Genomic DNA, 24560 nt, shown 5'->3' with positions numbered 1-24560 from the left:
TAAGCGTGGTCCAAGGTGTAGCAGCGTCCGCATTGGAAATCATCAGGACGATGAACGATGCTCGAACCTGCCCGAATGAACCGCATCTATCGCGTCTCCGCGTGGTACGACCTGGCCGTTGCGCTGCCCTTTGCCACGCCGATGTTCCTGGCAGTCGCATGGGCCGCGCTGCAATGGGTCCACCTCGCGGCGGGGCTGCCGGCGCTGCCCGATCTTGACGCGCATGGCGCGCTGTTCGCGAACTTCTTCGGCACGATCGTGGCGCTGTGGGCGATCGTTCGGCTGCGGTCGGGCGATCCGGCCTATGCGCGATTCGACGCCGTCGGGCGCTGGCTTTTCTCGGCCTGGATGGCTGTTGCGCTGGCGCATGGCGCAACGCCGCTGCTATGGGGCTTTCTGGCGGTGGAGCTTGCCTTCGGCGTCCTGCAGTCGCTGCCGGTCCGGTCTGCCGCGGCGGCGTAGCGTTCCGGTCAGTCCTCCCCCGCCACCCGCAGCACGATCTTGCCGATGTGATCGCCCGCTTCCATGCGCGCGTGGGCGGCGGCCGCGTCGGTCAGGGCGAACTCCTCGTCCATGACCGGGCGCAGCTTGCCCGCCTCGACCATCGGCCAGACGTGCCGGCGCAGGTCGTCCGCGATCGCGGCCTTGGACAGGTCGGATTGCGGGCGCAGGGTCGAGCCGGTGACGGTCAGGCGGCGCGCCATGATCTGGGCGAAGTTGATCTCGGCCTTGGGGCCGCCGAGAAAGGCGATGAACACCAGCCGCCCGTCGTCCGCCAGCGCGCGCAGGTTGCGGGCGATGTAGTCGCCGCCCACCATGTCGAGGATCAGGTCGGCGCCGCCCTCGTCCTGCAGCAGCTCGACGAAATCCTCGGTGCGGTAGTTGATGGGGGTCGCGCCGAGCCGGGCGCAGGCCGCGCATTTCTCGTCCGATCCGGCCGTCGCCCAGACGCGGGCGCCGAGCGCGCGGGCGATCTGGATCGCGGTCGTGCCGATCCCGGACGATCCGCCATGGACAAGGAAGCGTTCGCCCGCCTGCAGGCGGCCGCGGGTGACGACGTTCGACCAGACGGTAAAGCAGGTCTCGGGCAGGCACGCGGCCTCGCGCAGGGGCAGCCCCCGCGGCACCGGCAGTGCGTGGTCGGCGTGGGTCGCGACGTATTCGGCGTACGCCCCGCCGGGCGTCAGCGCGCAGACCGGGTCGCCGATCTGCCAGCGGGTGACGCCCTGCCCCACGGCGGCGACGTGGCCGGAACATTCCAGCCCCGGCAGGTCGGACGCGCCGGGCGGCGGCGCATAGGCCCCGAGCCGCTGCAGCACGTCGGGCCGGTTCACGCCGGCAAAGGCCACCCGGATCACGATCTGCCCCGGTCCGGGCATCGGCAGCGCGCGCCGCGCGGGCCGCAGGACCGACGGGTCGCCGGGGGCCGTGATCTCGATCGCGGTCATGTCGTCGGGCAGGTCCATCACTTCGCCCCTTCGCCGATGCCCTGGCCCGCGCGGCCCCCCGGCGCGGCGAAGCGGTCGCCCGCGCGCGGCTTGCGGATCCAGCCGGTGGCGAGGCCCGCAAGCCGCGCGACGCCCGGCACGCGGCGGGCATTGGCCTTGAACGTCTCGAACCGCATCACGTCGTCGATCCGGCGGTCGATGAAGGCGCGGGTGTCGGCGCGCCCCTCGGACAGATCGCCCAGCCAGTAAAGGACCACCGCCCCCCAGACCGACGAAAGAGTCGCCCGCTTGGTCCACCAGTTCACGTCGTCCGACGTGTCGCCGAGCGCCGTCCAGACCGTGTCGGCGGTTTCCCAGACAAGGCGCGCGCCGAGCCCCGCGTTCTGGGGCAGCGCCATGACCGCCGCGCCCGCGCGCACCAGTTCGGGATCGGCGAGCGACAGCCGCCGCCACAGCGCCTCGGCCACGCGGTCGCGGAAGCGGCCGGTCGCGGGGTGTTCGCCAAGCGACGCCCGCAGCGCCGCGTCGCCGCGGCGGTGATAGGCCGCGGCAAGCCCCGCCCCGCCCTGCGGGAACAGCGCGCGCGCCACGTCGGGTGCGATCCCCAGGTCGCGCGCGCCCGCGACCAGCGCGCGATCGTTCATCCCCTCGAACGGCACATGCGGCAGCACCGCGTCCAGCAGCTTTTCGGTCCGGTCCGGCATCGTCATCCCTCACTGGACAATCGGGGGCGGCCGGGCTATAGGGCCGCTTCCTGCAATCTATCAACTCTAACCTAGGAAGGTGGTGACAACCACATGCAGGTGAGCGTTCGCGACAACAACGTCGAACAGGCGCTTCGTGCCCTGAAGAAAAAACTTCAGCGCGAAGGGGTCTTCCGCGAAATGAAGCTGAAGCAGCATTTCGAGAAGCCGTCGGTCAAGAAAGCCCGTGAAAAGGCCGAGGCCGTCCGCCGCGCCCGCAAGCTGGCCCGTAAAAAGGCCCAGCGCGAAGGCGCCCTTTAAGGGACTTGAGAAAGCCCCGCCAAGGGTCTTGCGACGGCGCGCTGCAAGACGAGCGAGCCATGAGTTCAGGAAACCCCCGCAGCCTTGGCCGCGGGGGTTTCTTCATGCGCGGCGCGGGCGCGGATCGACGCGGCTCAGCGGACGACCGCGGTTTCCCGAAAGACCGTCCAGCCGCCGCCGTCACGCCGCAGCATCAGCGTAAAGACGATCGTCTGCACCTCGGGGCCGGTCAGCGCCATCCGCCGTTCCACGACCGCGCAGCCGATGTCGCCCGTCGCGGCCGTGTGGATGAAGCGCACGTCCTGGCTGAGCGGCGGCGCGCCGCCGTCCCGGCGATCGCGGAAGAAGGCCATGTTGGCCGCGCGGTCGAACACCATCGCCTGCCCATCCGGCGCCACCATCACGATTTCCAGTTCCGGCGCGTAGCAGGGGTCGAGGGCGTCCAGGTCGTATGTCGATCCAGCGCGGATCAGGTTGCGGACGGCGGCTTCGATCTCTGCGGCGGGCACGGCGGTCTCCTTCATCGGCAATGCGGACCTACTGTGGCGCAACGCCGCCGGGATGCCCAGCCTCACACCGGCAGTGCCGTCGTCTGCACCACCGTTCGCAGCGAGAATGACGACTGCATCTGCGCCACGCCGGGCAGCCGGGCGAGGTGCTGGCGGTGGATGCGGGCGAAGTCGTCGGTGTCGGCGGCCAGCACCTTCACCAAGTAGTCCGCCGTGCCCGCCATCAGGTGGCATTCCAGCACGTCGGGGATCGCCCGGACTGCCTTTTCAAACGCGTCCAGCACCGCGTCGCCCTGCCCCGACAGGGTGATTTCCACGAACACGGTGGTGTTGCGGTCAAGGCTGCGCTGGTCCAAGAGCGCGACATAGCCCGCGATCACGCCCGCCTGTTCCAGCCGCTGCACCCGCCTGTGGCAGGCGCTGGCCGACAGGTTCACCCGCTCGGCCAGATCTGCGTTCGAGATCCGGCCCTCTTTCTGCAGCGTGGTAAGGATCCGGCGGTCGGTTTCGTCGATCGCGATCAAGTTGGCGTTTCCTTCGACGAAAGCGCGGGTTGATAGAAGAACCTGCCGCGGACGCGCGGCACTGCGCGGCAGATAAGCAGAAAGTTGCACCCGTGTCATGACAGGATCGGCGCCACGGATGCTTTTGCAGGGGGGAGTTTGCACATGCATGTCGGTTGCCCGAAAGAGATCAAGCCGCAGGAGTTCCGCGTCGGCCTGACGCCCGACGCCGCGCGCGAGCTGGTCGAGCGCGGCCACCGCGTCACGATCCAGGCCGAGGCCGGGACGGGCGCGGGGTTCACGGACCAGGACTATGTCGCCGCGGGCGCCGAGGTCGCGCCGGACGCGCAGGCCGTATTCGCGGCGGCCGACATGATCGTGAAGGTCAAGGAGCCGCAGCCGGGCGAACGCGCGATGCTGCGGCAGGGCCAGCTTCTGTTCACCTACCTGCACCTCGCGCCCGATCCCGACCAGACCCGCGACCTTCTGGCGTCGGGCGCGACCGCCATCGCCTATGAGACGGTGACCGATCCGCGCGGCGGGCTGCCGCTGCTGGCGCCGATGTCCGAGGTCGCGGGCCGCCTTGCGCCGCAGATGGGGGCGTGGGCGCTGCAAAAGGCGAATGGCGGGCGCGGCGTCCTGTTGGGCGGGGTGCCGGGCGTGCAGCCCGCGCGGGTGGTGGTGATCGGCGGCGGCGTGGTCGGCGCATCGGCGGCACGGGTCGCCGTGGGGATGGGCGCGGACGTGACGGTGCTGGACCGCTCGCTCGCCCGGCTCGCCTATCTCGACGACATCTACATGGGGCGGCTCAAGACCCGCTATTCCAACGCGGGTGCGATCGCCGAACTGCTGCCCACCGCCGACATGGTGATCGGGGCGGTGCTGATCCCCGGCGCCGCGGCGCCCAAGCTCGTCAGCCGCGCGCAGTTGTCGGACATGCTGCCGGGATCGGTTCTGGTGGACGTGGCGATCGATCAGGGCGGCTGTTTCGAAACCTCGCACGCGACCACGCACGAGGACCCGGTCTATACGGTGGACGATGTCCTGCACTACTGCGTGGCCAACATGCCGGGCGCGGTCGCCCGCACCTCGACCCAGGCGCTGGGGAACGCGACCCTGCCGTTCGTGGTCGCGCTGGCGGACCGTGGCTGGCGCGACGCCGTGACCGCGAACCCGCATCTGCGCGCGGGCCTGGCGGTTCACGAAGGCATCCTGACATCGCCCCCGGTGGGCGAGGCGCTGGGTCTGGACGCCCGCACGCCCGAGGCGCTGCTGGGCCTGTAAGCCCCGACGCCGACCGCGCGCGAGGAAGGCGGGCCGGGGGTCGTTCCCGGCCCGCCCTTGCTTCGTCAGATCAGCGCAGCGGCGCTGGATCGTAGGAACCGGCCGGCCCCGAGGTCCGGCCCACGTCGGTGCGGGCGGCCAGCAGGTCGCGGATCTCGGCCAGCAGCGCCTCTTGCGAGGGGCCGGCGGCGGATGCGTCGGCTTCCTGCTTGCGCAGCGCGCGTTCCTTGATGCCGTTCACGCCCTTGACCAGCAGGAACACCACGAAGGCGATGATCAGGAAATTGATCACCGCGGTGATGAAGCTGCCATAGGCGAACACGCCGACGCCCGCGTCGCGCGCAGCCTGGAGCGTCGGATAGTCGTTGCCGTCGAGCGGGTAGAAGTAGTTCGAAAAGTCGGTGTTGCCGGTGATCAGGCCCAGTATGGGCTCGATCAGGTCGGCGACGAGCGCAGTCACGATGGCCGTGAACGCCGCACCGATGATGATGCCGACGGCCATGTCCATGACATTGCCCTTTGCGATGAAATCGCGAAACTCCTTGATCATGACGGATCCCTTTCGTCGTTTGCCGCAGACAAGGTCCTGCACCTTGCCGCTAGCATGGCGGAAACCGGTAAACAATTATTGAACTAACGGAGGCCCGAGAATGGCTGACCTGAGTGGATTTCCGATCACGGATCGCTGGCCCGCGCAGCGCCCCGACGCGATCCAGCTGTATTCGCTGCCGACGCCCAACGGGGTCAAGGCGTCGATCATGCTCGAAGAATGCGCGCTGGACTACGAGGTTCACCGCATCAGCATCGGCGATCCCGAAGACCAGATGACGCCCGAGTACCTGTCGCTCAACCCCAACAACAAGATCCCGGCGCTGATCGACCCGAACGGCCCGGGCGGCGAGCCGATGGGGCTGTGGGAATCCGGCGCGATCCTCGTCTATCTCGCCGACAAGACCGGGCTTTTCCTGCCGCGCGAGGGGGCGGCGCGCTATCACACCCTGCAATGGCTCATGTTCCAGATGGGCGGTGTGGGGCCGATGTTCGGGCAGATCGGCTTCTTCCACCGCTACAAGGGCCGCGAGATCGAGGACAAGCGCCCGCTCAACCGCTACGTCAACGAGGCGAAGCGGCTGCTGGGCGTCATCGACCGGCAGCTCGACGGGCGCGAGTGGATCACCGGCGACTATTCCATCGCCGACATCGCGATCGCGCCGTGGGTCCGCAACCTGCGCACGGGCTACGAGGCCGCGGAGCTGGTCGGCCTGGACGACTTCGCGAATATCGGCCCGTGGGTGGACCGTTTCGCGGCCCGGCCGGCGGTCGAACGGGGCCTGAACATCCCGCCGCGGCAGTGACAGAAAGGGGCGTCGGGGGACCGACGCCCCTTTCCTCTCAGCTTCGCAGCGTGCCGCCGGTCGCCTTGGCGACCTTGTCCACGATCTTCGCCGCGACCGCCTCGATGTCCTTGTCGGTCAGCGTCTTGTCGCGGGGCTGCAGCCGCGCGGTGATCGCGACGGACTTCTTGCCCGCGCCCATCTGCGCCTCGGCCTTGTCGCCCGCGAACTGGTCGAACACGCGCACGCTTTCGATCAGCGCCTTGTCCGCGCCCTGCGCCGCGTTGACGATGGTCAGCGCCTCGACCCCCGCATCGACGACGAAGGCGAAGTCGCGTTCGACCGCCTGCAGGTCGCTGAGGTTGAGCGCGGGGCGCGTCGGCGTCTTGACCTTGGGCAGCGGCACATTGGCGACGTGGACCGTGAACGCGACCGCCGGCCCCTTCACTTCCATCGCCTTCAGGACGCGCGGATGCACCTCGCCGAAGGTGGCAAGGCGGTTCGGCCCCAGCGCGATGTTGCCCGCGCGCCCCGGATGCCACCAGCCGTCGAGCTTGCGATCCACCTGCGCGCGGGCGGGCGCGCCGATGGTGGACAGGATCGCCTCGGCATCGGCCTTGGCGTCATAGACATCGACCGGGCGGCGCGACCCGAAGGCGTCGCGGGGCGCGCTCGCCCCGACCAGAAGGCCGGTCAGCTGCACCGTCTGCTCGCCCGGCTCGCCGCCCGAAAACACCGGCCCCAGCTCGAACAGCGCCAGATCGGCAAAGCCGCGCGCCTGGTTCCGCGCCGCCGCCGCCAGCAGGCCCGGCAGCAGGTCGGGGCGCAGATGCGACATTTCCGACGAGATCGGGTTCTCGATCCGAACCGCGTCCGAGCCGCCGCCGAACAGCGCCGCCGAGGCTTCGTCGATGAAGCTGTAGGTGACGCATTCGTTGTAACCCAAGGCCGCCGCCATCCGCCGCGCCGCCCCCTCGCGGCGCTGCAACGGCGTCAGCACCGGCAGCGGCACGCCCGCGCGCGGACGCGGCAGCGGCTTGCCCTGCAGCCGCGACAGGCTGGCGATGCGGGCGATTTCCTCGATCAGGTCGGCCTCGCCCTGCACGTCGGGGCGCCAAGACGGCACCTGGGCCATGTCGCCGTCCATGACGAACCCCAGCGCCTCAAGCGTCGCGCGCTGCTGCGCCTCGGGGATGTCCATGCCCACGAGGCTTTGCGTGCGCGCGGGGTCCAGCCGATAGGCGCGCGAGGTGTCGGGCGCCGCCCCCGCCTCGACCACCCGGCTCGCCTCGCCCCCGCAAAGATCGAGGATCATGCGCGTCGCCCGTTCCAGCCCGTCGCGCGTGAACGCCGGGTCCACGCCCCGTTCAAAGCGGTAGCGCGCGTCCGAGTTGATTTTCAGCGCGCGGCCCGTCGCCGCGATCCCGATCGGCTGCCAGTAGGCGCTTTCCAGGAACACGTCCGTCGTCGCCCCGGTCACGCCCGACGCCTCGCCGCCCATGATCCCGGCGAGGCTTTCGGGGCCGTTCGCATCGGCGATCACAAGGTCGCCCGCGCGCAGGTCGTAGGTCTTGCCGTCGAGCGCGAGCAGGCTTTCACCCGCCGCCGCCCCGCGCACGGTCAAGTCGCCGTGGACCCGGGCGGCGTCGAAGACGTGCAGCGGGCGGTTCAGGTCGAATGTGAACAGGTTGGTGATGTCCACCAGGGTGGAGATCGGCCGCAGCCCGATCGCCCGCAATCGGCTCTGCAGCCAGTCGGGGCTGGGGCCGTTCGTCACGCCGCGGATCAGCCGGCCGGTGAAATGCGGCGCGCGTTCGGCGGCGTCCGGGGCGATGGTCACGCCGATGGGGCTGTCGAAGCCGCCCTCGACCGGCGCGATCTCCAGCGGCTTCAGCGTCCCCAGACCCCGCGCCGCAAGATCGCGCGCGATGCCGCGCACGCCGAGCGCGTCGGGGCGGTTCGGGGTGATCTTGATATGGATCATCGGATCGATCTTCTCGGGCGCGTTCGCGGCAAGCCAGTCGGTGAACCGCTGCCCGACCTCACCCGAGGGCAGTTCGATGATACCGTTGTGTTCGTCGGAAAGCTCAAGCTCGCGCTCGGACGCCATCATCCCGTGGGATTCGACGCCGCGGATCTTGCCGACGCCGAGGGTCGTGTCGATCCCGGGCACGTAGTCGCCGGGCTTGGCGAGGACGACGGTGATCCCGGCCCGCGCGTTGGGCGCCCCGCAGACGATCTGCTTCTCGCCCTCGTCGGTCATGACGCGGCAGACGCGGAGCCGGTCGGCATCGGGGTGCTGTTCGGCATGGGTGACCTGCGCGAGGGTGAACGCGTGGAGCCGCGCGGCGGGGTCGTGGATATCCTCGACCTCGAGCCCGAGGTCGGTGAGCGCGTCCGCGATCTCGGTGAGGGAGGCCGTGGTGTCGAGGTGGTCACGGAGCCAGGAGAGGGTGAGTTTCATGCGGCATATCCAACTAGTCGCAGTCCTCTTACAGCCGACTTTCCCCGGACTCCAGAGAGGGACGGTGCGTTGCTAGTTGGCGCCTTGGATAAGGCCAACGATCCCGATCGTCGTGTTTGATCCCCAATCCCGGTTCTTCAACACGCCATTAACAACATAGAGGTCTGCGACGTCGTAAGTGTCATACCTGACTTCATCGCTGTCAGGATCCCTCACCGTAATCGTTGCACCCTCCTGCTCCTTGTCGCCGGCATTATAAGAATAAAGATCTGGAGGCGATGTCAGGGCAATGTTACGTACGATCGCGTCGACTTCCTTGTAATCCGTAATTCTCGTGTCGGTGAAATAGCAGGCACCTTCATAGGCGGCGACGGTGACGGCAGCGACGGCGCCCACCGCGATGGTTACGGGGGCCGTAACGACTGCCGTCGCCGTGCCAATAGCTCCACCCGTTCCAGCGATGATACCCGCAGTCCCGGCCGCTGATGCACCTGCCCAGGTGCCGCCCACCATCGTCAAGCCGGTAGTCGCGTTTACCAGTGTGTAGACGCCGACCGCGTTTGCCGCACTACCAGTAGCTGCCAACCCAGCGCCCGCAACGCCCGCCGTCGTCGTTACCGCCGAACCGACAAGCCTGCTAGGACGATAGTCGCACACAGCACCATTAGCTTCCGCAGCAAGTCCGCCTACAAGCAAAAGAGGCGCAACAATCTTGAGATTCTTCATGCTTCCCCTAGGCCCCATAATCCGAAATCCACCTTCAGATATTCGCTAGCGGCTCAATCCGCCTGCTACACTCGGCACATCCCCCGCCGCAAACCCATAGTGCCGCAACCATCGCAAATCGCTCTCAAAGAACGCCCGCAGATCCGGGATCCCGTATTTCAGCATCGCGATCCGGTCGATCCCCATCCCGAACGCGAACCCCTGCCACTCCGCCGGGTCCACCCCCGCCGCCGAAAGCACCTTCGGATGCACCATCCCCGATCCCAAAATCTCCAGCCACGACTCCCCCTCGCCGATCTTCAGCTGCCCGCCCGACCAGTCGCAGCGGATATCGACCTCGGCCGACGGCTCGGTGAAGGGGAAATGCGAGGCGCGAAAGCGCAGTTCGACCGCCGGGACCTCGAAGAAGGCGCGGCAGAACTCCTCCAGCGTCCATTTCAGGTTCGCCATGGAAATGTCGCGGCCGATCGCCAGCCCCTCGACCTGGTGGAACATCGGCGTGTGGGTCTGGTCCATGTCCATGCGGTAGACGCGGCCCGGCGCGATCACGCGGATCGGTGCGCCCTGGGCCTGCATGGCGCGGATCTGCACCGGCGAGGTGTGGGTGCGCAGGACGTGGGGCGCGCGGTCGTCCCCTTCGGCGCGGGCCATGAAGAAGGTGTCGTGTTCCTGCCGGGCGGGGTGTTCGGGCGGGATGTTCAGCGCGTCGAAGTTGAACCAGTCGCTTTCCACCTGCGGCCCCTCGGCCACCGAAAAGCCCATGTCGGCGAAGATCGCCGTGACCTCGTCCATGACCTGAGACACCGGATGGATCGTGCCGCTCGGCCGCGGGCGGCCGGGCAGCGTCACGTCCAGCCACTCCGACTTCAGCCGCGCGTCCAGCGCCGCATCGTCCATCGCCGTGCGGCGGACGCGCAGCGCCGTGTCGATCTCGTCGCGCAGGCGGTTCAGGTCGGCGCCGCGGGTCTGGCGTTCCTCGGGCGTCATCCGGCCGAGTTCCTTCATCAGCCCGCTGATCTCGCCCTTCTTGCCCAGCGCGGCCAGCCGCACCTCTTCCAGCGCGGGGGCGTCGCCCGCATCGGCCACGCGGGCAAGCCAGGTGGAGCGCAGGGTTTCGGTGTCGGTCATCGGGGCCTCGCGGAAATTGCCGGGCGGGCTTAGCACGCGGCGGGTTGGCGCGGAAGCCACCCGGCTGCGGGCGCGACGCGCGGAAACGAAAGAACCCGCGCCGGGGCGCGGGTTCGGGTAGCCTGAAAAGGTCGGGCCGGTCAGGCGGCGACGGCTTCGGTGCCGGCGGCGGCTTTCGCCTGCGCGACGATGGCGCCGAACGCCTCGGGCTCGTGCACGGCGAGGTCGGCCAGGACCTTGCGATCGACCTCGATCCCCGCTTTCGACAGCGCGGCGATGAAGCGCGAATAGGTCATCTCGGCATCGACCGCACGGACGGCGGCGTTGATCCGCTGGATCCACAGCGCGCGGAAGTTGCGCTTGCGGGTCTTGCGGTCGCGGGTCGCGTACTGGTTGGCCTTGTCGACGGCCTGGGTCGCGGTGCGGAAGTTCCGCGAGCGGTTGCCGTAATAGCCCTTGGCGGCGTCAAGGACTTTCTTGTGGCGGGCGTGGGTGACCTTGCCGGATTTCACACGGGACATGTCTCGGCTCCTCGATCAGCGATTGTAGGGCATGTATTTCTTGACGATCTTCGCGTCCGCTTCGGACAGGATCATGGTCCCGGTCACGTCGCGGATGAATTTCGTCGAGCGTTTGATCATGCCGTGGCGCTTGCCTGCGGGGCCGGCCTTGACCTTGCCCGAGGCCGTCATCGAGAACCGCTTCTTCGCGGCCGCCTTGGTCTTCATCTTCGGCATTTTCTTCTCCTCGAAGTCAGAGTGAACGCGCGACTCGGCAATGCCATTTGGCCGGCCGCACGGGATCGAAGGGCGCCCTATACAGGCCGTGGTCGCCGCGCGCAAGCGGCGGTTTCGGCAAGGCCGCGCTTTGTGGCGGTCAGGCCCGGATCTCGCCGCTGAACAGGCGCTGCCAGGCAAGGCCCAGGTCGTGGACCTGGAACGGGGTGGGGTCGATCCACGCGGCCACGACGATCGCGGCGATGCCCGCGATGGCGGCGATCGCCGCGCCGCGCGGCGGTTCGGTGCGGGCCAGCGCCGCGACCAGCAGAACGATGGACAGCGCCACGGCGGCGGTGCCGAGAAGGATCAGGATGTCGGTCATTCGGTATCCGTTGATTTGCCTGCGGGGTCGGCCGCAGTCGGGTCCGCGGTTCGGTCGGGTGGCCGTCTATTCCGGGTCGGTTCGGTAGATCAACCGCTCGTCGCAGGGCGCGACGCGAAGGATGTTGGTCGATCCCGCCGTGTTGAACGGCACGCCCGCGATCACGATGATCTGGCGCGAGGCGTCGGCGAACTCGAACTCCCTCGCCGCCACGACGGCGTTGACGACCGCCTGCCGGAACCGTTCCAGCGCGGGCGTCAGGACGCAATGCGCGCCCCAGACCAGCGCCATCTGCCGCAGCACGTTCAGTTGCGACGACATCGCGATGATCGGCACCCGCGGCCGTTCGCGCGCGGCCAGCCGCACGGTGGTGCCCGACTGGGTATAGGCGCAGATCGCGGCGATGTCGGTGGTTTCCGCGATCTCGCGCGCGGCGACGGCGATGCTGTCGGCGACCGAGGTGCGGTTGGCTGTGCTGCGCGAGCTTTCGATGACCTCGCGGTAGACCGGGTCGCTTTCGACCGACCGGGCGACCGCATCCATCGTTCGGACCGCGTCCACCGGGAAGTGACCGGCGGCCGATTCGGCCGACAGCATGATCGCGTCGGCGCCTTCGTAGATGGCGGTTGCGACGTCGCTGACCTCGGCCCGGGTCGGCATCGGGCTTTCGATCATGCTTTCCAGCATCTGGGTCGCCACGATCACCGGGGTCGCGGCCTGCCGGCAGGCGCGCACCAGCCGCTTCTGGATCGGCGGCACGGCATGGACCGGGAGTTCGACCCCAAGGTCGCCCCGCGCGACCATGATCCCGTCCGAGACCTTGAGGATTTCCGAGAACGCGCGCACCGCCGCCGGCTTCTCGATCTTGGACAGGATCGCGGCGCGGCCGCGAGCCAGCCCCCGCGCCTCGATCACGTCCTCGGGGCGCTGCACGAACGACAGCGCCAGCCAGTCCACCCCCGCCTCGCAGGCGAATTCCAGGTCGGCGCGGTCCTTTTCCGACAGCGCCGCCAGCGGCAGCACCACGTCGGGTACGTTCACGCCCTTGCGGTCCGAGATGGTGCCGGCCGCAAGCACCGTGCAGTCGGCGAAGTCCGCCCCGCACGCATCCACGCGCAGGCGGATCTTGCCGTCGTTGACGAGCAGCTTGGACCCTGGTTCGAGCGCGGCGAAGATTTCGGGGTGCGGCAGCTGCACCCGCCGCTCGTCGCCCGGCGCGGCATCCAGATCGAAGCGGAACGGCTGATCCACCGCCAGTTCGACCGGCCCGACGGCGAACGTGCCCACCCGCAGCTTCGGCCCCTGCAGGTCGGCCAGAACGGCGATGGGGCGGCCGCTGTCCGCCTCGATCTTGCGGATGATCTTCAGCCGGCCAAGGTGATCCTCGTGGCTGCCGTGGCTCATGTTCAGACGGAACACGTCCGCCCCCGCCTCGAACAGGGCGCGGATCGTGGCCTCGTCGGCCGACGCGGGCCCCAGGGTCGCCACGATCTTGACGTTGCGGTGCCGTCTCATCCGATGTCCTTCCGTCCCGTCGCGCGGCGCTTCCGGTCGCGAGGTCTGTATGTCGCAACCGCCCCGTGGCGGCAACTGGCAGACCGGCAACGCGCAAGCTATATCGCAGCAATGCAACAAGAATTGGTGAACGCGCCGGCATACCGGATCGAGGGCGAGGATCGCCCGTCGCGCTGGCTGGTGACCTGCGACCACGCCTCGAACCGGGTGCCCGACTGGGTGAACGGCGGCGATCTGGGGATCGCGGCCTGCGACATGGCGCGCCACATCGCCTTTGACGTGGGCGCGGCGGGGGTGGCGCTGCATCTCGCCACGCTGCTGGATGCGCCGGCGGTCCTGTCGGACTTTTCACGCCTCGTGATCGACCCGAACCGGGGCGAGGACGACCCGACGCTGCTGATGCGCCTTTACGACGGGACGGTGATCCCGGCGAACCGCCGCGCCGACGCGGCCGAGCGCGAACGCCGCCTGAGGCTTCTCCACCGCCCCTATCACTCGGCGCTGGCCCGGGTAGCGGCGCGCCATCCCGCGCGCGCGATCTGCGCGGTCCACAGCTTCACCCCGCAGCTGCGCGGCCGCCCGCCCCGCCCGTGGCAGGTGGGGATCCTGTATTCCCACCGCGACGAGCGGCTGGGCCCGGCGATGGTCCGCGCCTGCCGAGACGCGGGCTGGATCACGGGCGACAACCAGCCCTATTCCGGCCATCTGGAGGGCGACGCGATCGACCGTCACGCGCTGGCGCACGGCCGCCCGAACGTGCTGGTCGAGGTCAGGAACGACCTGATCGCCGACGACGCGGGGCAGCGGGAATGGGCGGAACGCCTCGCCCCGGTCCTCGAACGGGTGCTGGCCTGCTCCGGCCTCTGACTCGGGCGGGCCGAAAATATCCTCCGGGGGTCCGGGGGTGGAAAACCCCCGGCGCGACCTCACAGGAAGCTCTGCGGGTCGATGTCCACGCTCAGCCGCAGGTTCGCGGGCGGCTTCGGCGCCCCGGCCAGCCAGCGCGCGATCGCGTCCTGCAGCGGCGCCTGCCGCGGCGCGCGGACCAGCATCCGCACCCGGTAGCGCGCCCGCACCCGGGCGATCGGCGCGGGCGCGGGGCCGAACAGGTCGGCGCCGATGTCGCGCAAGGGCTGCGCCACGCGGGCGAGATCGCGGGCGTAGCCTTCCACCACCGGCTGGTCGGGATGCGACAGGATGATCCCGGCAAGGCGCGAGAACGGGGGCATCGCGGCCGCCTGGCGCGCCTCGGCCTCGGCGTTCCAGAAGGTCTCGTCGTCGCCCGACAGGATCGCGCGGATCACCGCGTGGTCGGGCTGGTGGGTCTGCAAAAGCGCAACCCCCGGCCGGTCGCCCGCCTGCCGCCCGGCACGGCCCGCGACCTGCCGCATCAGCTGGAACGACCGTTCCGCCGCGCGCAGGTCCGCGCCCTGCAGCCCAAGATCGGCGTCGATCACCCCCACCAGCGTCAGACCGGGAAAGTTGTGGCCCTTGGCCACGATCTGCGTGCCGATGATGATGTCGGCCCCGCCTTGCGCGATGTCGGCGATCGTCGCCTTCAGCGCCCGGGCCGACTGGAACAGGTCCGACGACAGCACCGCCGAACGGGCGGTGGGAAACCGCTCCGCCACCTCCTCGGCGACCCGCTCCACGCCGGGCCCGATCGCGGCCATCTTCCCTTCGGTCCCGCAGGCCGGGCAGGCCACCGGGATCGGCTTCGTCGCCCCGCACTGGTGGCAGACGAGGCGCTTCTGGAAGCGGTGTTCCACCATCCGCGCGTCGCAGTCGTCGCAGCCGACCTGTTGCCCGCAGGCGCGGCAGGTCGTGACCGGCGCATAGCCGCGGCGGTTCAGAAACAGCAGCGACTGTTCCCCCCGCGCTAGCCGCTCGTCCACCGCCCGCGCCAGCGTGGGGGAAATCCAGCGGCCGGACGGCATCTCCTCGGCCCGCAGGTCGATCGCGGCCATCTCGGGCAGCTCCGCCTCGCCATAGCGGGACCGCAGGTCGATCCGGCGATACTTGCCCGCCCCCGCGTTCACCCAGCTTTCGACTGACGGCGTGGCGGACGCCAGCACCACCTGCGCCCCTTCGATGCTGGCGCGCAGCACGGCCATGTCGCGGGCGTTGTAATAGACCGTCTCGTCCTGCTTGTAGCTGCCGTCGTGTTCCTCATCGACGACGATCAGGCCGAGGTCGCGGAACGGCAGGAACAGGGCCGAGCGCGCGCCGACGACCATGCCGACGCCCCCAGCCCCGCGTGCCGCCATATGCCACAGCCGCCGCCGCTCGGCCCCGGTGACGCCGGAATGCCATTCGCCGGGCCGCGCGCCGAACCGCGCCTCGACCCGGTCCAGGAACTCGGCCGACAACGCGATCTCGGGCAGCAGGACCAGCGCCTGCCGCCCCTGCCGCAGGGTCTCGGCGACGGCTTCCAGATAGACCTCGGTCTTGCCCGAGCCGGTGACGCCGCGCAGAAGCGTGGTGCCGTAGCCGCCCGCGCGGATCGCGGCGCGCAGCGTGTCGGCCGCGTCCGCCTGATCGGGCGCGAGCGGTTTACCCGGCAGGCCCGGGTCCAGCTGCGGGAACGCCGCGTCGCGCGGCGCCTGCGTTTCGGCCAGCGTCCCGGCGGCGACCAGCCCCTTGACCACCGACGACCCGACCCCCGCAAGGCTCGCCAGCTCGCCGGGCGAGAACCCCGCGCCGCCGTGTTCGTCGATCACCCGCAGCACGGCGGCGCGGGCGTCGGTCATCCGTTCGGGCGGCGGCCCGGCGCGGTGGATCACCCGGCGCGCGGCGGGGGGCTGGCCCAGATCGGGCGCGCGCAGCGCCATCCGCAGCATGACCGGCAGCGCCGTCAGGGTGTAGTCGGCGGCGCGCGACAGGAACTCGACCATGCGCGGGGTCAGCGGCTCGGCCTCGACCAGCCGCAGGATCGGGCGCAGCTTCGCCGCGTCGAAGCCGCCGTCGCCCGCGCCCCAGACGCAGCCCATCACCTGCCGCGGCCCCAGCGGCACCATCACGAGCTGCCCGGCCCTGACGCCCCCCTCGGGCGCGAGATAGTCGAGCATTCCCACCGGCTCGGTCGTCAGGACGCCGACCCGTTCGCCGGGCGGGAAGAACCGCGCCTCCGCCCCGCTCATCCGCGCCCCCGGCCTTTCGCGGGCGGGTGTTCTGCGATACACCCGCGCCCAAGCATTCCGCCATTCCGCGAAACCCCGCGCAGGAGCCACGACATGAGATTCTTCGTCGATACCGCCGACATCGCCGCCATCCGCGAACTGCACGAACTGGGCATGGTGGACGGCGTCACGACCAACCCCTCGCTGATCCTGAAATCCGGCCGCGCCATCGCCGAGGTCACGCGCGAGATCTGCGAGCTGGTCGAGGGCCCGGTCAGCGCCGAGGTGGTGGCGGCCGACGCCCAAGGCATGATCCGCGAGGGCAAGCACCTGGCGGAAATCGCGCCCAACATCGCCGTCAAGGTGCCGCTGACCTGGGACGGGCTCAAGGCCTGCAAGGCGCTTTCCGACGACGGCCACATGGTCAACGTGACGCTGTGCTTCACCGCCGCGCAGGCGCTGCTGGCCGCCAAGGCCGGGGCCACGTTCATCAGCCCCTTCATCGGGCGGCTGGACGACATCGGGCTGGACGGGATGGAGCTGATCGCGGACATCCGCACGATCTATGACAACTACGGGTTCGAGACAAACGTGCTGGCCGCCTCGATCCGGTCGGTGAACCACGTCATCGACTGCGCCCGCATCGGCGCCGACGTCATCACCGCGCCGCCCGCCGTCATCAAGGCGATGGCGAGCCACGTCCTGACCGACAAGGGCCTTGACCAGTTCAACGCCGACTGGGCCAAGACCGGCCAGAAGATCGGCGCATGAGCGAGCGGGTGACGCCCGACGACGATCGGGCGGCGGACGACGACCCGGCGCTGGACGCCCCCACCCGCGACCGGCTGCTGGCCGATCCGGCGCTGATCCTGCACGACCGCGGGCTGATGCGGGCCCTCGTTGCCGCGCGCGAGGCGGAGCTTGGGGCCAACGTCATCGACATCCGCGGCCGCGCGATGGAGGCGCTGGAACATCGGCTCGACCGGCTGGAATCGGCGCACGAGACGGTGATCTCGGCCGCCTACGAGAACCAGACCGGCACCCAGACGATCCACCGCGCGGTGATCGCGCTGCTGGAGCCCGTGGATTTCGCGGGCTTCGTCGAGATCCTGAACGCCGAGGTCGCGCCCCTGCTGCGCGTGGACACGCTGCGGCTGGTGATGGAAACCGACGCGCTGGACGAACCGCAGACCGACCCCGACGCGGCGCTGCAGATGATGCCGGCGGGGACCATCGCGAACCTGATCTCGGCCGGGCGGCGGGCCCCGCGCGGGGCCGACATCGTGCTGCGGAAGGCGGCGTCGGAAACCCTTGCCATCCACGGCCAGTCCGTCGCGTCCGAGGCGCTGCTGCCGATCGACCTTGGCCCCGACCGCCACCCGGCGCTGCTGCTGATCGGGTCGGCCGAGCCGGGCCGGTTCTCGCCCGCCCAAGGGACCGACCTGCTGCGATTTTTCGGACAGGTGTTCCGGCTGGTCCTGATGGGCTGGCTGCGGGAATGAAGGCCGGGCGGTGATGAAGGGCTGGCGGGGATGACTGGCGCCACGCCGCTTCACGCCCCGCTCGCCCTCGCGCCCGCGATGGCCGACGCGCTCGCGCGCTGGCTCGACGGCGAGCGGTCCACGCGCGACCGGTCCGGCCACACCATCACCGCTTACCGGTCCGACCTGCTGGCGTTCCTGTCGTTCATGGGCGGCCATCACGGCGAACCCGCCCTGCCCGCCCGCATGGGCGCGCTGACCCAGTCGGACATGCGCGCCTTCGCCGCCGCCGAACGCGCGCGCGGCCTGTCGGCGCGGTCGCTCGCCCGCCGCCTGTCGGCCGTGAAGTCCTTCCTGCGCTGGCTTTCCGACCGCGAGGGCTTCGACGCCAGCCGCGCCCTGTCGCAGCGCAGCCCGCGCTATCGCCGCAGCCTGCCCCGCCCGCTCGCCCCCGACCAGGCCCGCGCGGTCATCGACCTTGCCGCGGCCAGCCATCCGACCGCCTGGGTCGCGGCCCGCGACGAGGCGGTGCTGACGCTGCTTTACGGCTGCGGGCTGCGGATATCCGAGGCGCTGGCGCTCGACGGCCGCGACTGGCCGATGGGCGAGGCGCTGCGGGTGCGCGGCAAGGGCGGCAAGGAACGGCAGGTGCCGGTGCTGCCGGTGGCGCGGGCGGCGATCGCGGCCTACCTCGGGGCGCAGCCCTGGGGTCTCGGCCCCGACGATCCGCTGTTTCGCGGGGTGCGCGGCAAGCGGCTGTCGGCGGGCGCGGTGGAAAAGGCGATGGTGCGCCTGCGCCACGCGCTTGGCCTGCCGCCCACCGCCACGCCCCACGCGCTGCGCCACAGCTTCGCCACCCATCTGCTGGCGGCGGGCGGCGATCTGAGGACGATCCAGGAACTGCTGGGCCACGCCAGCCTGTCCACCACGCAGGTCTATACGGCGGTGGACGACGCCCATCTGCTGGCGGTGTTCGGCGCCGCGCACCCGCGCGGCTGAAGGCGTCAGGGGCGACCGTGGCCGCCCGGCTTGCGCGCTGGCAATGGCCCCGCGCCCGGCCCCGGCTCATCGCCGAAGGTCGCCCAGTCGTTTCCATTGCCCGGGGGCGGCGGGATCTCGGACGCGGTCCACGACAGGTGCATGTTCGCCTTGGCAAGGAAGAAGCCGGTGACCGGCGCGGTCACGAACAGGAACAGGGTGATGAGCAGCTCGTGCCAGCTGGGCACGCCGCGCACGCCCCAGAAATACAGCATCGACGCAATCAGGACCGCGCCCACGCCCAGCGTCGCGGCCTTGGTCGGGCCGTGCAGCCGGGTCATGGCATCGGGCAGCCGCACCAGCGCCCAGGCGCCGACCAGCGCGAAGCCGCCGCCGATCACCAGCATCGCCGCGACCAGAAGCTGCACCAGCGTCGTCATTCGATGATGTCCCCCCGCAGCAGGAACTTGGCAAATGCCACGGTCGAGATGAAGCCGACCATCGCGAACAGCATCGCCGCCTCGAAATAGACCGGGGTGCCCTCGGCGATGCCCACGATCACGAACACGGCGATCACGTTGATGGTCATGGTGTCCAGCGCAAGGATGCGGTCGGGCAACGCGGTCGAGAACACGACCCGGTAAAGGCACAAAAGCAGCGACAACCCGAAGCAGCCGAGCGACAGCCACACGGCGCCCTCAAGAATCAGGTCGGGCGTCATGAAAAGATCCTCAGCAGCCGCGATTCGTAGCGGGACTTGATGTCGGCCGCGACCGCGTCGGGGTCGGGGGCGTGCAGGCAGTGGACCAGCAGCGCGTTGCCGTTCTGGCTGACGTCGGCGGTGACGGTGCCGGGCGTCAGGGTGATGGTGGCGGCAAGGGCGGTGATCCCTTCCGGGCTGGTCAGGTCCAGCGGCACCGCGATCCATGCGGGGCGCAGGTCGCCGTTCGGGGTGAACAGGACGATGCGCGCGACCTCGATATTGGCGCGCACGATGTCCCACAGGACCAGCGCCAGATAGGCCGCGATCCGCAGGGGGCCGCGCACGCGCGGGCTGCCGGGCCAGTAGGGCGCGGTCAGCCACGGGATCACCAGCGCAAGGATCGCCGCGAACACCAGCGACCCCCAGGCAAAGCGGTTCACCAGCGCCATCCACACCAGCACGATGAGCAGCGACAGGACCGGATGCGGCAGGATGCGGCGGATCACTTCGCCCCCTCCTGCCGGACCAGCACCGCCTCGACATACGGGGCCGGGTCGGACAGCTGCGCGGCGGTCGCGTCGGTGAAGCGCATGACCGGGCCCGCCGCCAGCGTAAGGACCGCGAGCCCCGCCAGCATGGCGCCGGTCGCGGCGAGCGCCAGCCACTCTGCCGGGGCCGCCGGGTCCGCCGCGCGGGCGGGGGGCGGGGTGGCCCCCGCGCTCCACACGATCGCCGATCCGGCGCGGGCCAGCCCCACGATCGCCATGAGCGAGGTCATGAGGACCGCGGTCCACACCGCCACGGTCCAGCCGGTGCCCGTGGACGCCTTCAGGACGGCGATCTTGCCCAGGAACCCCGACAGCGGCGGCAGGCCGACGATCGCCACGCCGGCCGCCATCAGGAACACCGCGATCAGCCCGCCCTGTGGGATGGACGGTCCGGGCACCAGCCGCAGACTGCCGCGCCGCCGCGCGATCAGGTCCGCCACCAGGAACAGCGCGGCGGTCGCGAGGGTGGAATGGATCAGGTAGAACAGCCCGGCCGAAATCCCCTGCGGCGTGAATCGCGCCACCGCCAGCGTCAGCGTGCCGACCGAGGCCAGCGCCGCCCAGGACGCCATCCGCCCCAGATCGCGGCTGCCCATCACCCCCGCCTGCCCCAGCACAAGCGTTGCGACCGCGGCCGGCAGCAGCAGGTCCGCGACCAGCGTGCCCGCGTTGCCGCCCGGCGGGAACACGAGCGTGTAGAACCGCTCGATCCCGTAAAGCCCGACCTTGGTCATGATCGAGAACAGCGCCGCGACCGGGCCGGGCGCGTTGGCATAGGTCGCGGGCAGCCAGAAATGCAGCGGCACCAGCGCCGCCTTGATCGCGAACACCAGCATCAGCAGCACCGCGCCCACCCGCAGCAGCGCCGTCTGGTCGGCGGGCAGCGCCGCCGTGCGCTGCGCCAGATCCACCATGTTCAGCGTGCCGGTCGCGGCATAGATCGTCCCCAGCGCGGCCAGGAACAGCGCCGACCCGGCAAGGTTCGTGATGACGTACTGGATCGACGCGCGCAGCCGCATCCCGCCCCCGCCATGCGCCATCAGGCCGTAGCTCGCGATCAGCAGCACCTCGAAGAAGACGAACAGGTTGAAGGCGTCGCCGGTCAGGAACGCGCCCGTCAGCCCCATCAGCTGGAACTGGAACAGCGCGTGGAAATGCGCGCCGCGCCGGTCCCAGCCCGATCCGATGGCGTAAAGCTGGACCAGCAGCGCCAGCGCCGCCGTCAGCAGCAGCATCAGCGCCGACAGACGGTCCAGCATCAGCGCGATCCCGAACGGCACCTGCCAGTTGCCCAGCCGGTAGACGAAGATCTCGCCCCCCGCCGCCTGCGCCAGCAGCCACGCCGCCAGCACCAGCTGCGCCGCGGTGGCGCACAGCGAAAAGACGCGCGCCAGCAGCAGATCCTCGCTCATCCACAGGATGATGAGCGGCCCGACCACGGCGGGCAGCAGGACCGGCGCGATGAGCCAGTGGCCAAGCGCTCCGGTCATGGCGCCCCGCCCGTATCACCCGCATTGGCACGGCCGTCGCCGTCGCCCGGCGGCAGGTCGATGCGATCGTCGCCCCCCTCGACGAAGGCGCCAAGCGCCATCACCACCACCACCGCCGTCATCCCGAACCCGATCACGATCGCGGTCAGGACCAGCGCCTGCGGCAGCGGGTCGGTATAGGTGGCCACGCCATCCGCCAGCACCGGCGGCGCGCCCCGGACCAGCCTACCGGTGGCGAACAGGAACAGGTTGATCGCATAGCTGAGCATCGTCATCCCCAGCACGACGGCGAATGTCCGCCGCCGCAGGATCAGATAGACGGCGGCCGCCGTCATGATGCCGATGGCCGAGGCGACGAGCATCTCCATCACGCGGGGCCCGAGGGATCGCGGTCAGGGTCGCCGCTCAGGATGTCCATCGGGCCGGCATTCACCGTCTCGCCCGCGCGCCGCGCGATCCGCGATAGGGAATCCAGCATCAGCATCACCGCCCCCACGACGCACAGGAACACGCCCAAATCGAAGCCCATGGCGGTCGCCAGCTCAAACTCCTCAAGCCCCGGCAGCTTGAAATAGCCATAGGCCGAGGTCAGGAACGGCCGCCCCGCGAACCACGCGCCGATCCCTGTGATCCCCGCCGCCAGCACCCCCAGACCGATCAGCCCGTGATAGGGTACGCGCTGGCGGCGTTCGGCCCAGGCAAAGCCCGAGGCCATGTACTGCATCACCAGCGCGATCGAAACCAGAAGCCCGGCCACGAACCCGCCCCCCGGCGCGTTGTGCCCGCGCAGGAAGATATACGTCGCGACCACCAGCACCAGCGGCAGCAGCAGCCGCGTCACGACCACCAGCGGCATCGGGTGACGGTCGCCCACGCGCGGCCGGTCGCCGAACATCGCCCGCAGCCGGTCGCCGGTCGGCCCTTCGACCAGCGTCCGCGCCAGCGCGAAGATCGCGAGCCCGGCGATACCCAGCACGGTGATCTCTCCGAACGTGTCGTAGCCCCGGAAATCGACGAGGATCACGTTCACCACGTTGTCGCCGCCGCCAAGCCGGTAGCTGTTCTCGACCATGTAACCGGCGATCGTCGGAAAGGCCGCGCCGGTCCGCATGATGGCATAGGCCAGCGCCCCGAACGCGCCCCCCGCCACGACGGCGACCACCCCGTGCAGCGCGCGCCGGGCGGCGCCGGATTCGACCGGCGTCACCTTGGGCAGGAAGTTCAGCGCGAGCAGCAGGACGATCACGGTCACCACCTCGACGCTGATCTGCGTCAGCGCGAGGTCGGGGGCCGACAGATGGACGAACGCCGCCGACACCATCAGGCCGACGATCCCCACCAGCACCAGCGCCAGCACGCGGCTGCGGTGGAAAAACACCATCGCCCCGGTCGCGGCGACCAGCATCGCCCAGCCCGCGGCTGCGGCCCCCGTGACCGGCAGCATCGGCCGGTCGAATGCGGGTGCCGTTCCCGACCCCCACGCGGCGATCCCGGCCGCCACGATCGCGGCGACCATCGCCCCAAGCGCGCGCGCCATCGACCCGTCGGTCAGCCCGTCGGCCACGCGCCACGACCACCGCGTGGCCGTCAGCACCATCGCATCGTGCCACCGCTTCGCGTCAAGATCGGGCAGCGCCGCGCGCACCCGGTCGAGCAGCGGCCACGCAAGCAGCGCGGCCACGCCCCCCGCGACCGCGATCCCCGACATGACGAGCGCCGGGGTGATCCCGTGCCAGACGCTGAAATGCGGGTGCAGCGCCGTGCCCGTCACGCCGCTTGCGGCCGCGCCGACCAGCCAACTCGCGACCCGGTCGGGCGCCGCCCCGACCAGCGCCGTCAGCATTGCCAGCACGGCGGGCGCAAGCCACAGCCCCACGCCCGGATCGCGCGCGGGCGCGGGATAGCCCGACGCCACCCGTCCGGTGAACACGTGAAAGACGAACCGCAGCGAATAGGCCACCGAAAACATCGTCGCCGCGACCGCCACCCAGCCCAGCAGCCGCGGCCCGCCCAGCCACGCGGTCGCGGCCGCCTGTTCCAGCATCAGCTCTTTCGAGATGAAGCCGCCGAGCGGCGGGATCCCCGCCATCGACAGCGCCGCCACCGCCGAGATGACGAAGGTCAGCGGCATCAGCGCGCCCAGTCCCGACAGCCTGCGGATCGACCGGGTGTGGGCCGCGTGGTCCACGATGCCCGCCGCCATGAACAGCGACGCCTTGAAGGTCGCATGGGCCACGATGTGAAACATCGCCGCGACCACCGCGCCCTGGGTCCCGAACCCCAGCAGCATGGTGATGAGGCCCAGATGGCTGACGGTGGAATAGGCCAGCAGCCCCTTGAGGTCGTCCTGGAACAGCGCCACGACCGCGCCAAGGCACATCGTGACCAGCCCGGTCGTCGTGACGATCCAGAACCACTCGGGCGTGCCCGACAGCACCGGCCAGAGCCGCGCCAGAAGGAAGATCCCCGCCTTCACCATCGTCGCGGAATGAAGATAGGCGCTGACCGGCGTGGGCGCGGCCATCGCGCGCGGCAGCCAGAAGTGGAACGGGAACTGCGCCGACTTGGTGAACGCGCCGATCAGGATCAGGACCAGCGCCGGCAGATACAGGGGCGACGCCTGCACCGCGTCCCGCGCCCGCAGAAGGCCCGTCAGGTCGTCCGCCCCGGCCGCGTGGCCCAGCATCAGCACGCCCGCGATCAGCGCCAGCCCGCCCAGGCCCGTGACCGCCAGCGCCATCCGCGCGCCCTGCCGCGCCTCGGGCAGGTGCCGCCAGTAGCCGATCAGCAGGAAGGAACTGAGCGACGTCAGCTCCCAGAACACCAGCAGCAGCAGCAGGTTGTCGCTGAGGACGATCCCCAGCATCGCGCCCTGGAACAGCATCAGGAAGGTGAAGAACCGCCCCGCCGGATCCTTCGCGTCCAGATAGAACCGCGCATACAGGATCACCAGCAGCCCGATCCCCAGGATCAGCAGCCCGAACAGAAGCCCAAGTCCGTCCAGCCTGAAATCGGCGGCAAGGCCGATCTGCGGCATCCAGTCCAGCCGCGACGCCACGACCTCGCCCGCGATGACGGCCGGGGCGTGCAGGCCCAGCCCGACCAGCGCCGTCAGCGTGACGACCCCGCAAGCCACGGCCGCGACCCCCCGCCCCGACCGCACCAGCAGTCCGGGCAGAAGCGCGCCGAGGAACGGCAGCACGGCAATCAGCGCAGGGGACATGC

The 24560-nt window shown here is 70.2% G+C and carries 27 protein-coding genes; 8 read left to right on the top strand and 19 right to left on the bottom strand.

Annotated features, from left to right (window positions below):
- Positions 1–75 precede the first annotated feature (75 nt).
- Positions 76–462, top strand: coding sequence for a hypothetical protein (locus FNF32_RS07040; RefSeq protein ID WP_221930672.1), 387 nt, complete (start codon positions 76–78; stop codon positions 460–462).
- Positions 463–470: 8 nt separating this feature from the next.
- On the opposite strand, the gene FNF32_RS07035 is transcribed toward FNF32_RS07040, so the two are convergent.
- Together FNF32_RS07035 and FNF32_RS07030 are read right to left on the bottom strand one after the other, a co-directional pair.
- Positions 471–1466: an NAD(P)H-quinone oxidoreductase gene (locus FNF32_RS07035; protein WP_185961878.1), complete on the bottom strand. Its 996-nt coding sequence runs from the start codon at positions 1464–1466 to the stop codon at positions 471–473.
- Complete coding sequence (locus FNF32_RS07030) at positions 1466–2152, bottom strand: COQ9 family protein (protein ID WP_131672636.1); 687 nt, start codon at positions 2150–2152, stop codon at positions 1466–1468. The genes FNF32_RS07035 and FNF32_RS07030 overlap by 1 nt, the downstream gene beginning before the upstream one ends.
- Before the next feature lie 93 nt (positions 2153–2245).
- Between FNF32_RS07030 and rpsU the strand changes: the two genes are divergently transcribed.
- Positions 2246–2452, top strand: a complete 207-nt coding sequence (rpsU, locus tag FNF32_RS07025; protein WP_011748553.1) for a 30S ribosomal protein S21 — start codon at positions 2246–2248, stop codon at positions 2450–2452.
- Between the two features lie 134 nt (positions 2453–2586).
- Here the strand turns inward: rpsU and FNF32_RS07020 are convergent, their stop codons facing one another.
- Together FNF32_RS07020 and FNF32_RS07015 are read right to left on the bottom strand one after the other, a co-directional pair.
- Positions 2587–2961 (bottom strand): nuclear transport factor 2 family protein, encoded by a 375-nt coding sequence (locus tag FNF32_RS07020; RefSeq protein ID WP_185961877.1) that lies wholly within the window; start codon positions 2959–2961, stop codon positions 2587–2589.
- 62 nt (positions 2962–3023) lie between these two features.
- Positions 3024–3482 carry an Lrp/AsnC family transcriptional regulator gene (locus tag FNF32_RS07015; RefSeq protein ID WP_185961887.1) on the bottom strand — a complete coding sequence of 153 codons (459 nt, stop codon included), beginning with the start codon at positions 3480–3482 and terminating at the stop codon, positions 3024–3026.
- 147 nt (positions 3483–3629) lie between these two features.
- Here FNF32_RS07015 and ald point away from each other — a divergent pair, with 147 nt between their 5' ends.
- Positions 3630–4748 (top strand): alanine dehydrogenase, encoded by a 1119-nt coding sequence (ald, locus tag FNF32_RS07010; RefSeq protein ID WP_131672633.1) that lies wholly within the window; start codon positions 3630–3632, stop codon positions 4746–4748.
- 70 nt (positions 4749–4818) lie between these two features.
- Here the strand turns inward: ald and mscL are convergent, their stop codons facing one another.
- The gene (gene mscL, locus FNF32_RS07005) at positions 4819–5298 is read right to left on the bottom strand and encodes a large conductance mechanosensitive channel protein MscL (RefSeq protein ID WP_143796546.1); all 480 of its coding nucleotides are present in this window, start codon (positions 5296–5298) and stop codon (positions 4819–4821) included.
- A 100-nt stretch (positions 5299–5398) separates the two neighbouring features.
- On the opposite strand from mscL, the gene FNF32_RS07000 reads away from it, so the two are divergent.
- The gene (locus FNF32_RS07000; protein WP_131672631.1) at positions 5399–6103 is read left to right on the top strand and encodes a glutathione S-transferase N-terminal domain-containing protein; all 705 of its coding nucleotides are present in this window, start codon (positions 5399–5401) and stop codon (positions 6101–6103) included.
- Positions 6104–6140: 37 nt separating this feature from the next.
- Here FNF32_RS07000 and pheT read toward each other — a convergent pair whose 3' ends face one another.
- The 7 genes from pheT to pyk form a co-directional block, all read right to left on the bottom strand.
- On the bottom strand, positions 6141–8546 hold the full coding sequence (pheT, locus tag FNF32_RS06995) for a phenylalanine--tRNA ligase subunit beta (protein WP_131672630.1): 2406 nt from the start codon (positions 8544–8546) through the stop codon (positions 6141–6143).
- A 72-nt stretch (positions 8547–8618) separates the two neighbouring features.
- The gene (locus FNF32_RS06990; protein WP_131672629.1) at positions 8619–9272 is read right to left on the bottom strand and encodes a hypothetical protein; all 654 of its coding nucleotides are present in this window, start codon (positions 9270–9272) and stop codon (positions 8619–8621) included.
- Positions 9273–9317: 45 nt separating this feature from the next.
- Complete coding sequence (pheS, locus tag FNF32_RS06985) at positions 9318–10400, bottom strand: phenylalanine--tRNA ligase subunit alpha (protein WP_131672628.1); 1083 nt, start codon at positions 10398–10400, stop codon at positions 9318–9320.
- A 140-nt stretch (positions 10401–10540) separates the two neighbouring features.
- Positions 10541–10921 (bottom strand): 50S ribosomal protein L20, encoded by a 381-nt coding sequence (rplT, locus tag FNF32_RS06980; RefSeq protein WP_131672627.1) that lies wholly within the window; start codon positions 10919–10921, stop codon positions 10541–10543.
- A 15-nt stretch (positions 10922–10936) separates the two neighbouring features.
- Complete coding sequence (gene rpmI, locus FNF32_RS06975) at positions 10937–11137, bottom strand: 50S ribosomal protein L35 (protein ID WP_131672626.1); 201 nt, start codon at positions 11135–11137, stop codon at positions 10937–10939.
- A 139-nt stretch (positions 11138–11276) separates the two neighbouring features.
- On the bottom strand, positions 11277–11501 hold the full coding sequence (locus FNF32_RS06970) for a hypothetical protein (RefSeq protein WP_131672625.1): 225 nt from the start codon (positions 11499–11501) through the stop codon (positions 11277–11279).
- 66 nt (positions 11502–11567) lie between these two features.
- Positions 11568–13016 carry a pyruvate kinase gene (gene pyk / locus FNF32_RS06965; RefSeq protein ID WP_131672624.1) on the bottom strand — a complete coding sequence of 483 codons (1449 nt, stop codon included), beginning with the start codon at positions 13014–13016 and terminating at the stop codon, positions 11568–11570.
- A gap of 111 nt (positions 13017–13127) precedes the next feature.
- Between pyk and FNF32_RS06960 the strand changes: the two genes are divergently transcribed.
- Entirely contained in the window at positions 13128–13883 is a 756-nt protein-coding gene (locus tag FNF32_RS06960; RefSeq protein WP_131672623.1) for an N-formylglutamate amidohydrolase, read from the top strand.
- A gap of 59 nt (positions 13884–13942) precedes the next feature.
- Here FNF32_RS06960 and FNF32_RS06955 read toward each other — a convergent pair whose 3' ends face one another.
- Positions 13943–16156 (bottom strand): primosomal protein N', encoded by a 2214-nt coding sequence (locus tag FNF32_RS06955; RefSeq protein ID WP_131672622.1) that lies wholly within the window; start codon positions 16154–16156, stop codon positions 13943–13945.
- 93 nt (positions 16157–16249) lie between these two features.
- On the opposite strand from FNF32_RS06955, the gene fsa reads away from it, so the two are divergent.
- Genes fsa through FNF32_RS06940 form a run of 3 tightly spaced genes read left to right on the top strand, consistent with a single transcriptional unit; the run spans position 16250 to position 18615 of the window.
- Entirely contained in the window at positions 16250–16906 is a 657-nt protein-coding gene (gene fsa, locus FNF32_RS06950; protein WP_131672621.1) for a fructose-6-phosphate aldolase, read from the top strand.
- Positions 16903–17637: a DUF484 family protein gene (locus FNF32_RS06945; RefSeq protein ID WP_131672620.1), complete on the top strand. Its 735-nt coding sequence runs from the start codon at positions 16903–16905 to the stop codon at positions 17635–17637. The genes fsa and FNF32_RS06945 overlap by 4 nt, the downstream gene beginning before the upstream one ends.
- Positions 17638–17667: 30 nt before the next feature.
- Complete coding sequence (locus FNF32_RS06940; protein ID WP_131672619.1) at positions 17668–18615, top strand: tyrosine recombinase XerC; 948 nt, start codon at positions 17668–17670, stop codon at positions 18613–18615.
- A gap of 5 nt (positions 18616–18620) precedes the next feature.
- Here FNF32_RS06940 and FNF32_RS06935 read toward each other — a convergent pair whose 3' ends face one another.
- From FNF32_RS06935 to FNF32_RS06910, 6 genes are read right to left on the bottom strand one after another with little or no spacing between them, the layout of a single operon-like run.
- Complete coding sequence (locus FNF32_RS06935) at positions 18621–19034, bottom strand: Na+/H+ antiporter subunit G (RefSeq protein WP_131672618.1); 414 nt, start codon at positions 19032–19034, stop codon at positions 18621–18623.
- Entirely contained in the window at positions 19031–19315 is a 285-nt protein-coding gene (locus FNF32_RS06930; protein ID WP_425467893.1) for a K+/H+ antiporter subunit F, read from the bottom strand. Before FNF32_RS06930 ends, FNF32_RS06935 begins: the two co-directional genes overlap by 4 nt.
- Positions 19312–19803 carry a Na+/H+ antiporter subunit E gene (locus FNF32_RS06925; RefSeq protein ID WP_131672617.1) on the bottom strand — a complete coding sequence of 164 codons (492 nt, stop codon included), beginning with the start codon at positions 19801–19803 and terminating at the stop codon, positions 19312–19314. Before FNF32_RS06925 ends, FNF32_RS06930 begins: the two co-directional genes overlap by 4 nt.
- Positions 19800–21335 carry a monovalent cation/H+ antiporter subunit D gene (locus tag FNF32_RS06920; RefSeq protein WP_131672616.1) on the bottom strand — a complete coding sequence of 512 codons (1536 nt, stop codon included), beginning with the start codon at positions 21333–21335 and terminating at the stop codon, positions 19800–19802. The genes FNF32_RS06925 and FNF32_RS06920 overlap by 4 nt, the downstream gene beginning before the upstream one ends.
- Complete coding sequence (locus FNF32_RS06915; RefSeq protein WP_131672615.1) at positions 21332–21703, bottom strand: Na+/H+ antiporter subunit C; 372 nt, start codon at positions 21701–21703, stop codon at positions 21332–21334. The genes FNF32_RS06920 and FNF32_RS06915 overlap by 4 nt, the downstream gene beginning before the upstream one ends.
- Entirely contained in the window at positions 21703–24558 is a 2856-nt protein-coding gene (locus FNF32_RS06910; protein ID WP_143796545.1) for a monovalent cation/H+ antiporter subunit A, read from the bottom strand. The genes FNF32_RS06915 and FNF32_RS06910 overlap by 1 nt, the downstream gene beginning before the upstream one ends.
- Positions 24559–24560: the final 2 nt, after the last annotated feature.

It is taken from the genome of Paracoccus marinus, assembly GCF_007018965.1.
In the GTDB taxonomy this organism is placed as follows: domain Bacteria; phylum Pseudomonadota; class Alphaproteobacteria; order Rhodobacterales; family Rhodobacteraceae; genus Paracoccus; species Paracoccus marinus.
This window is presented reverse-complemented; position numbering and strand designations above follow the sequence as displayed.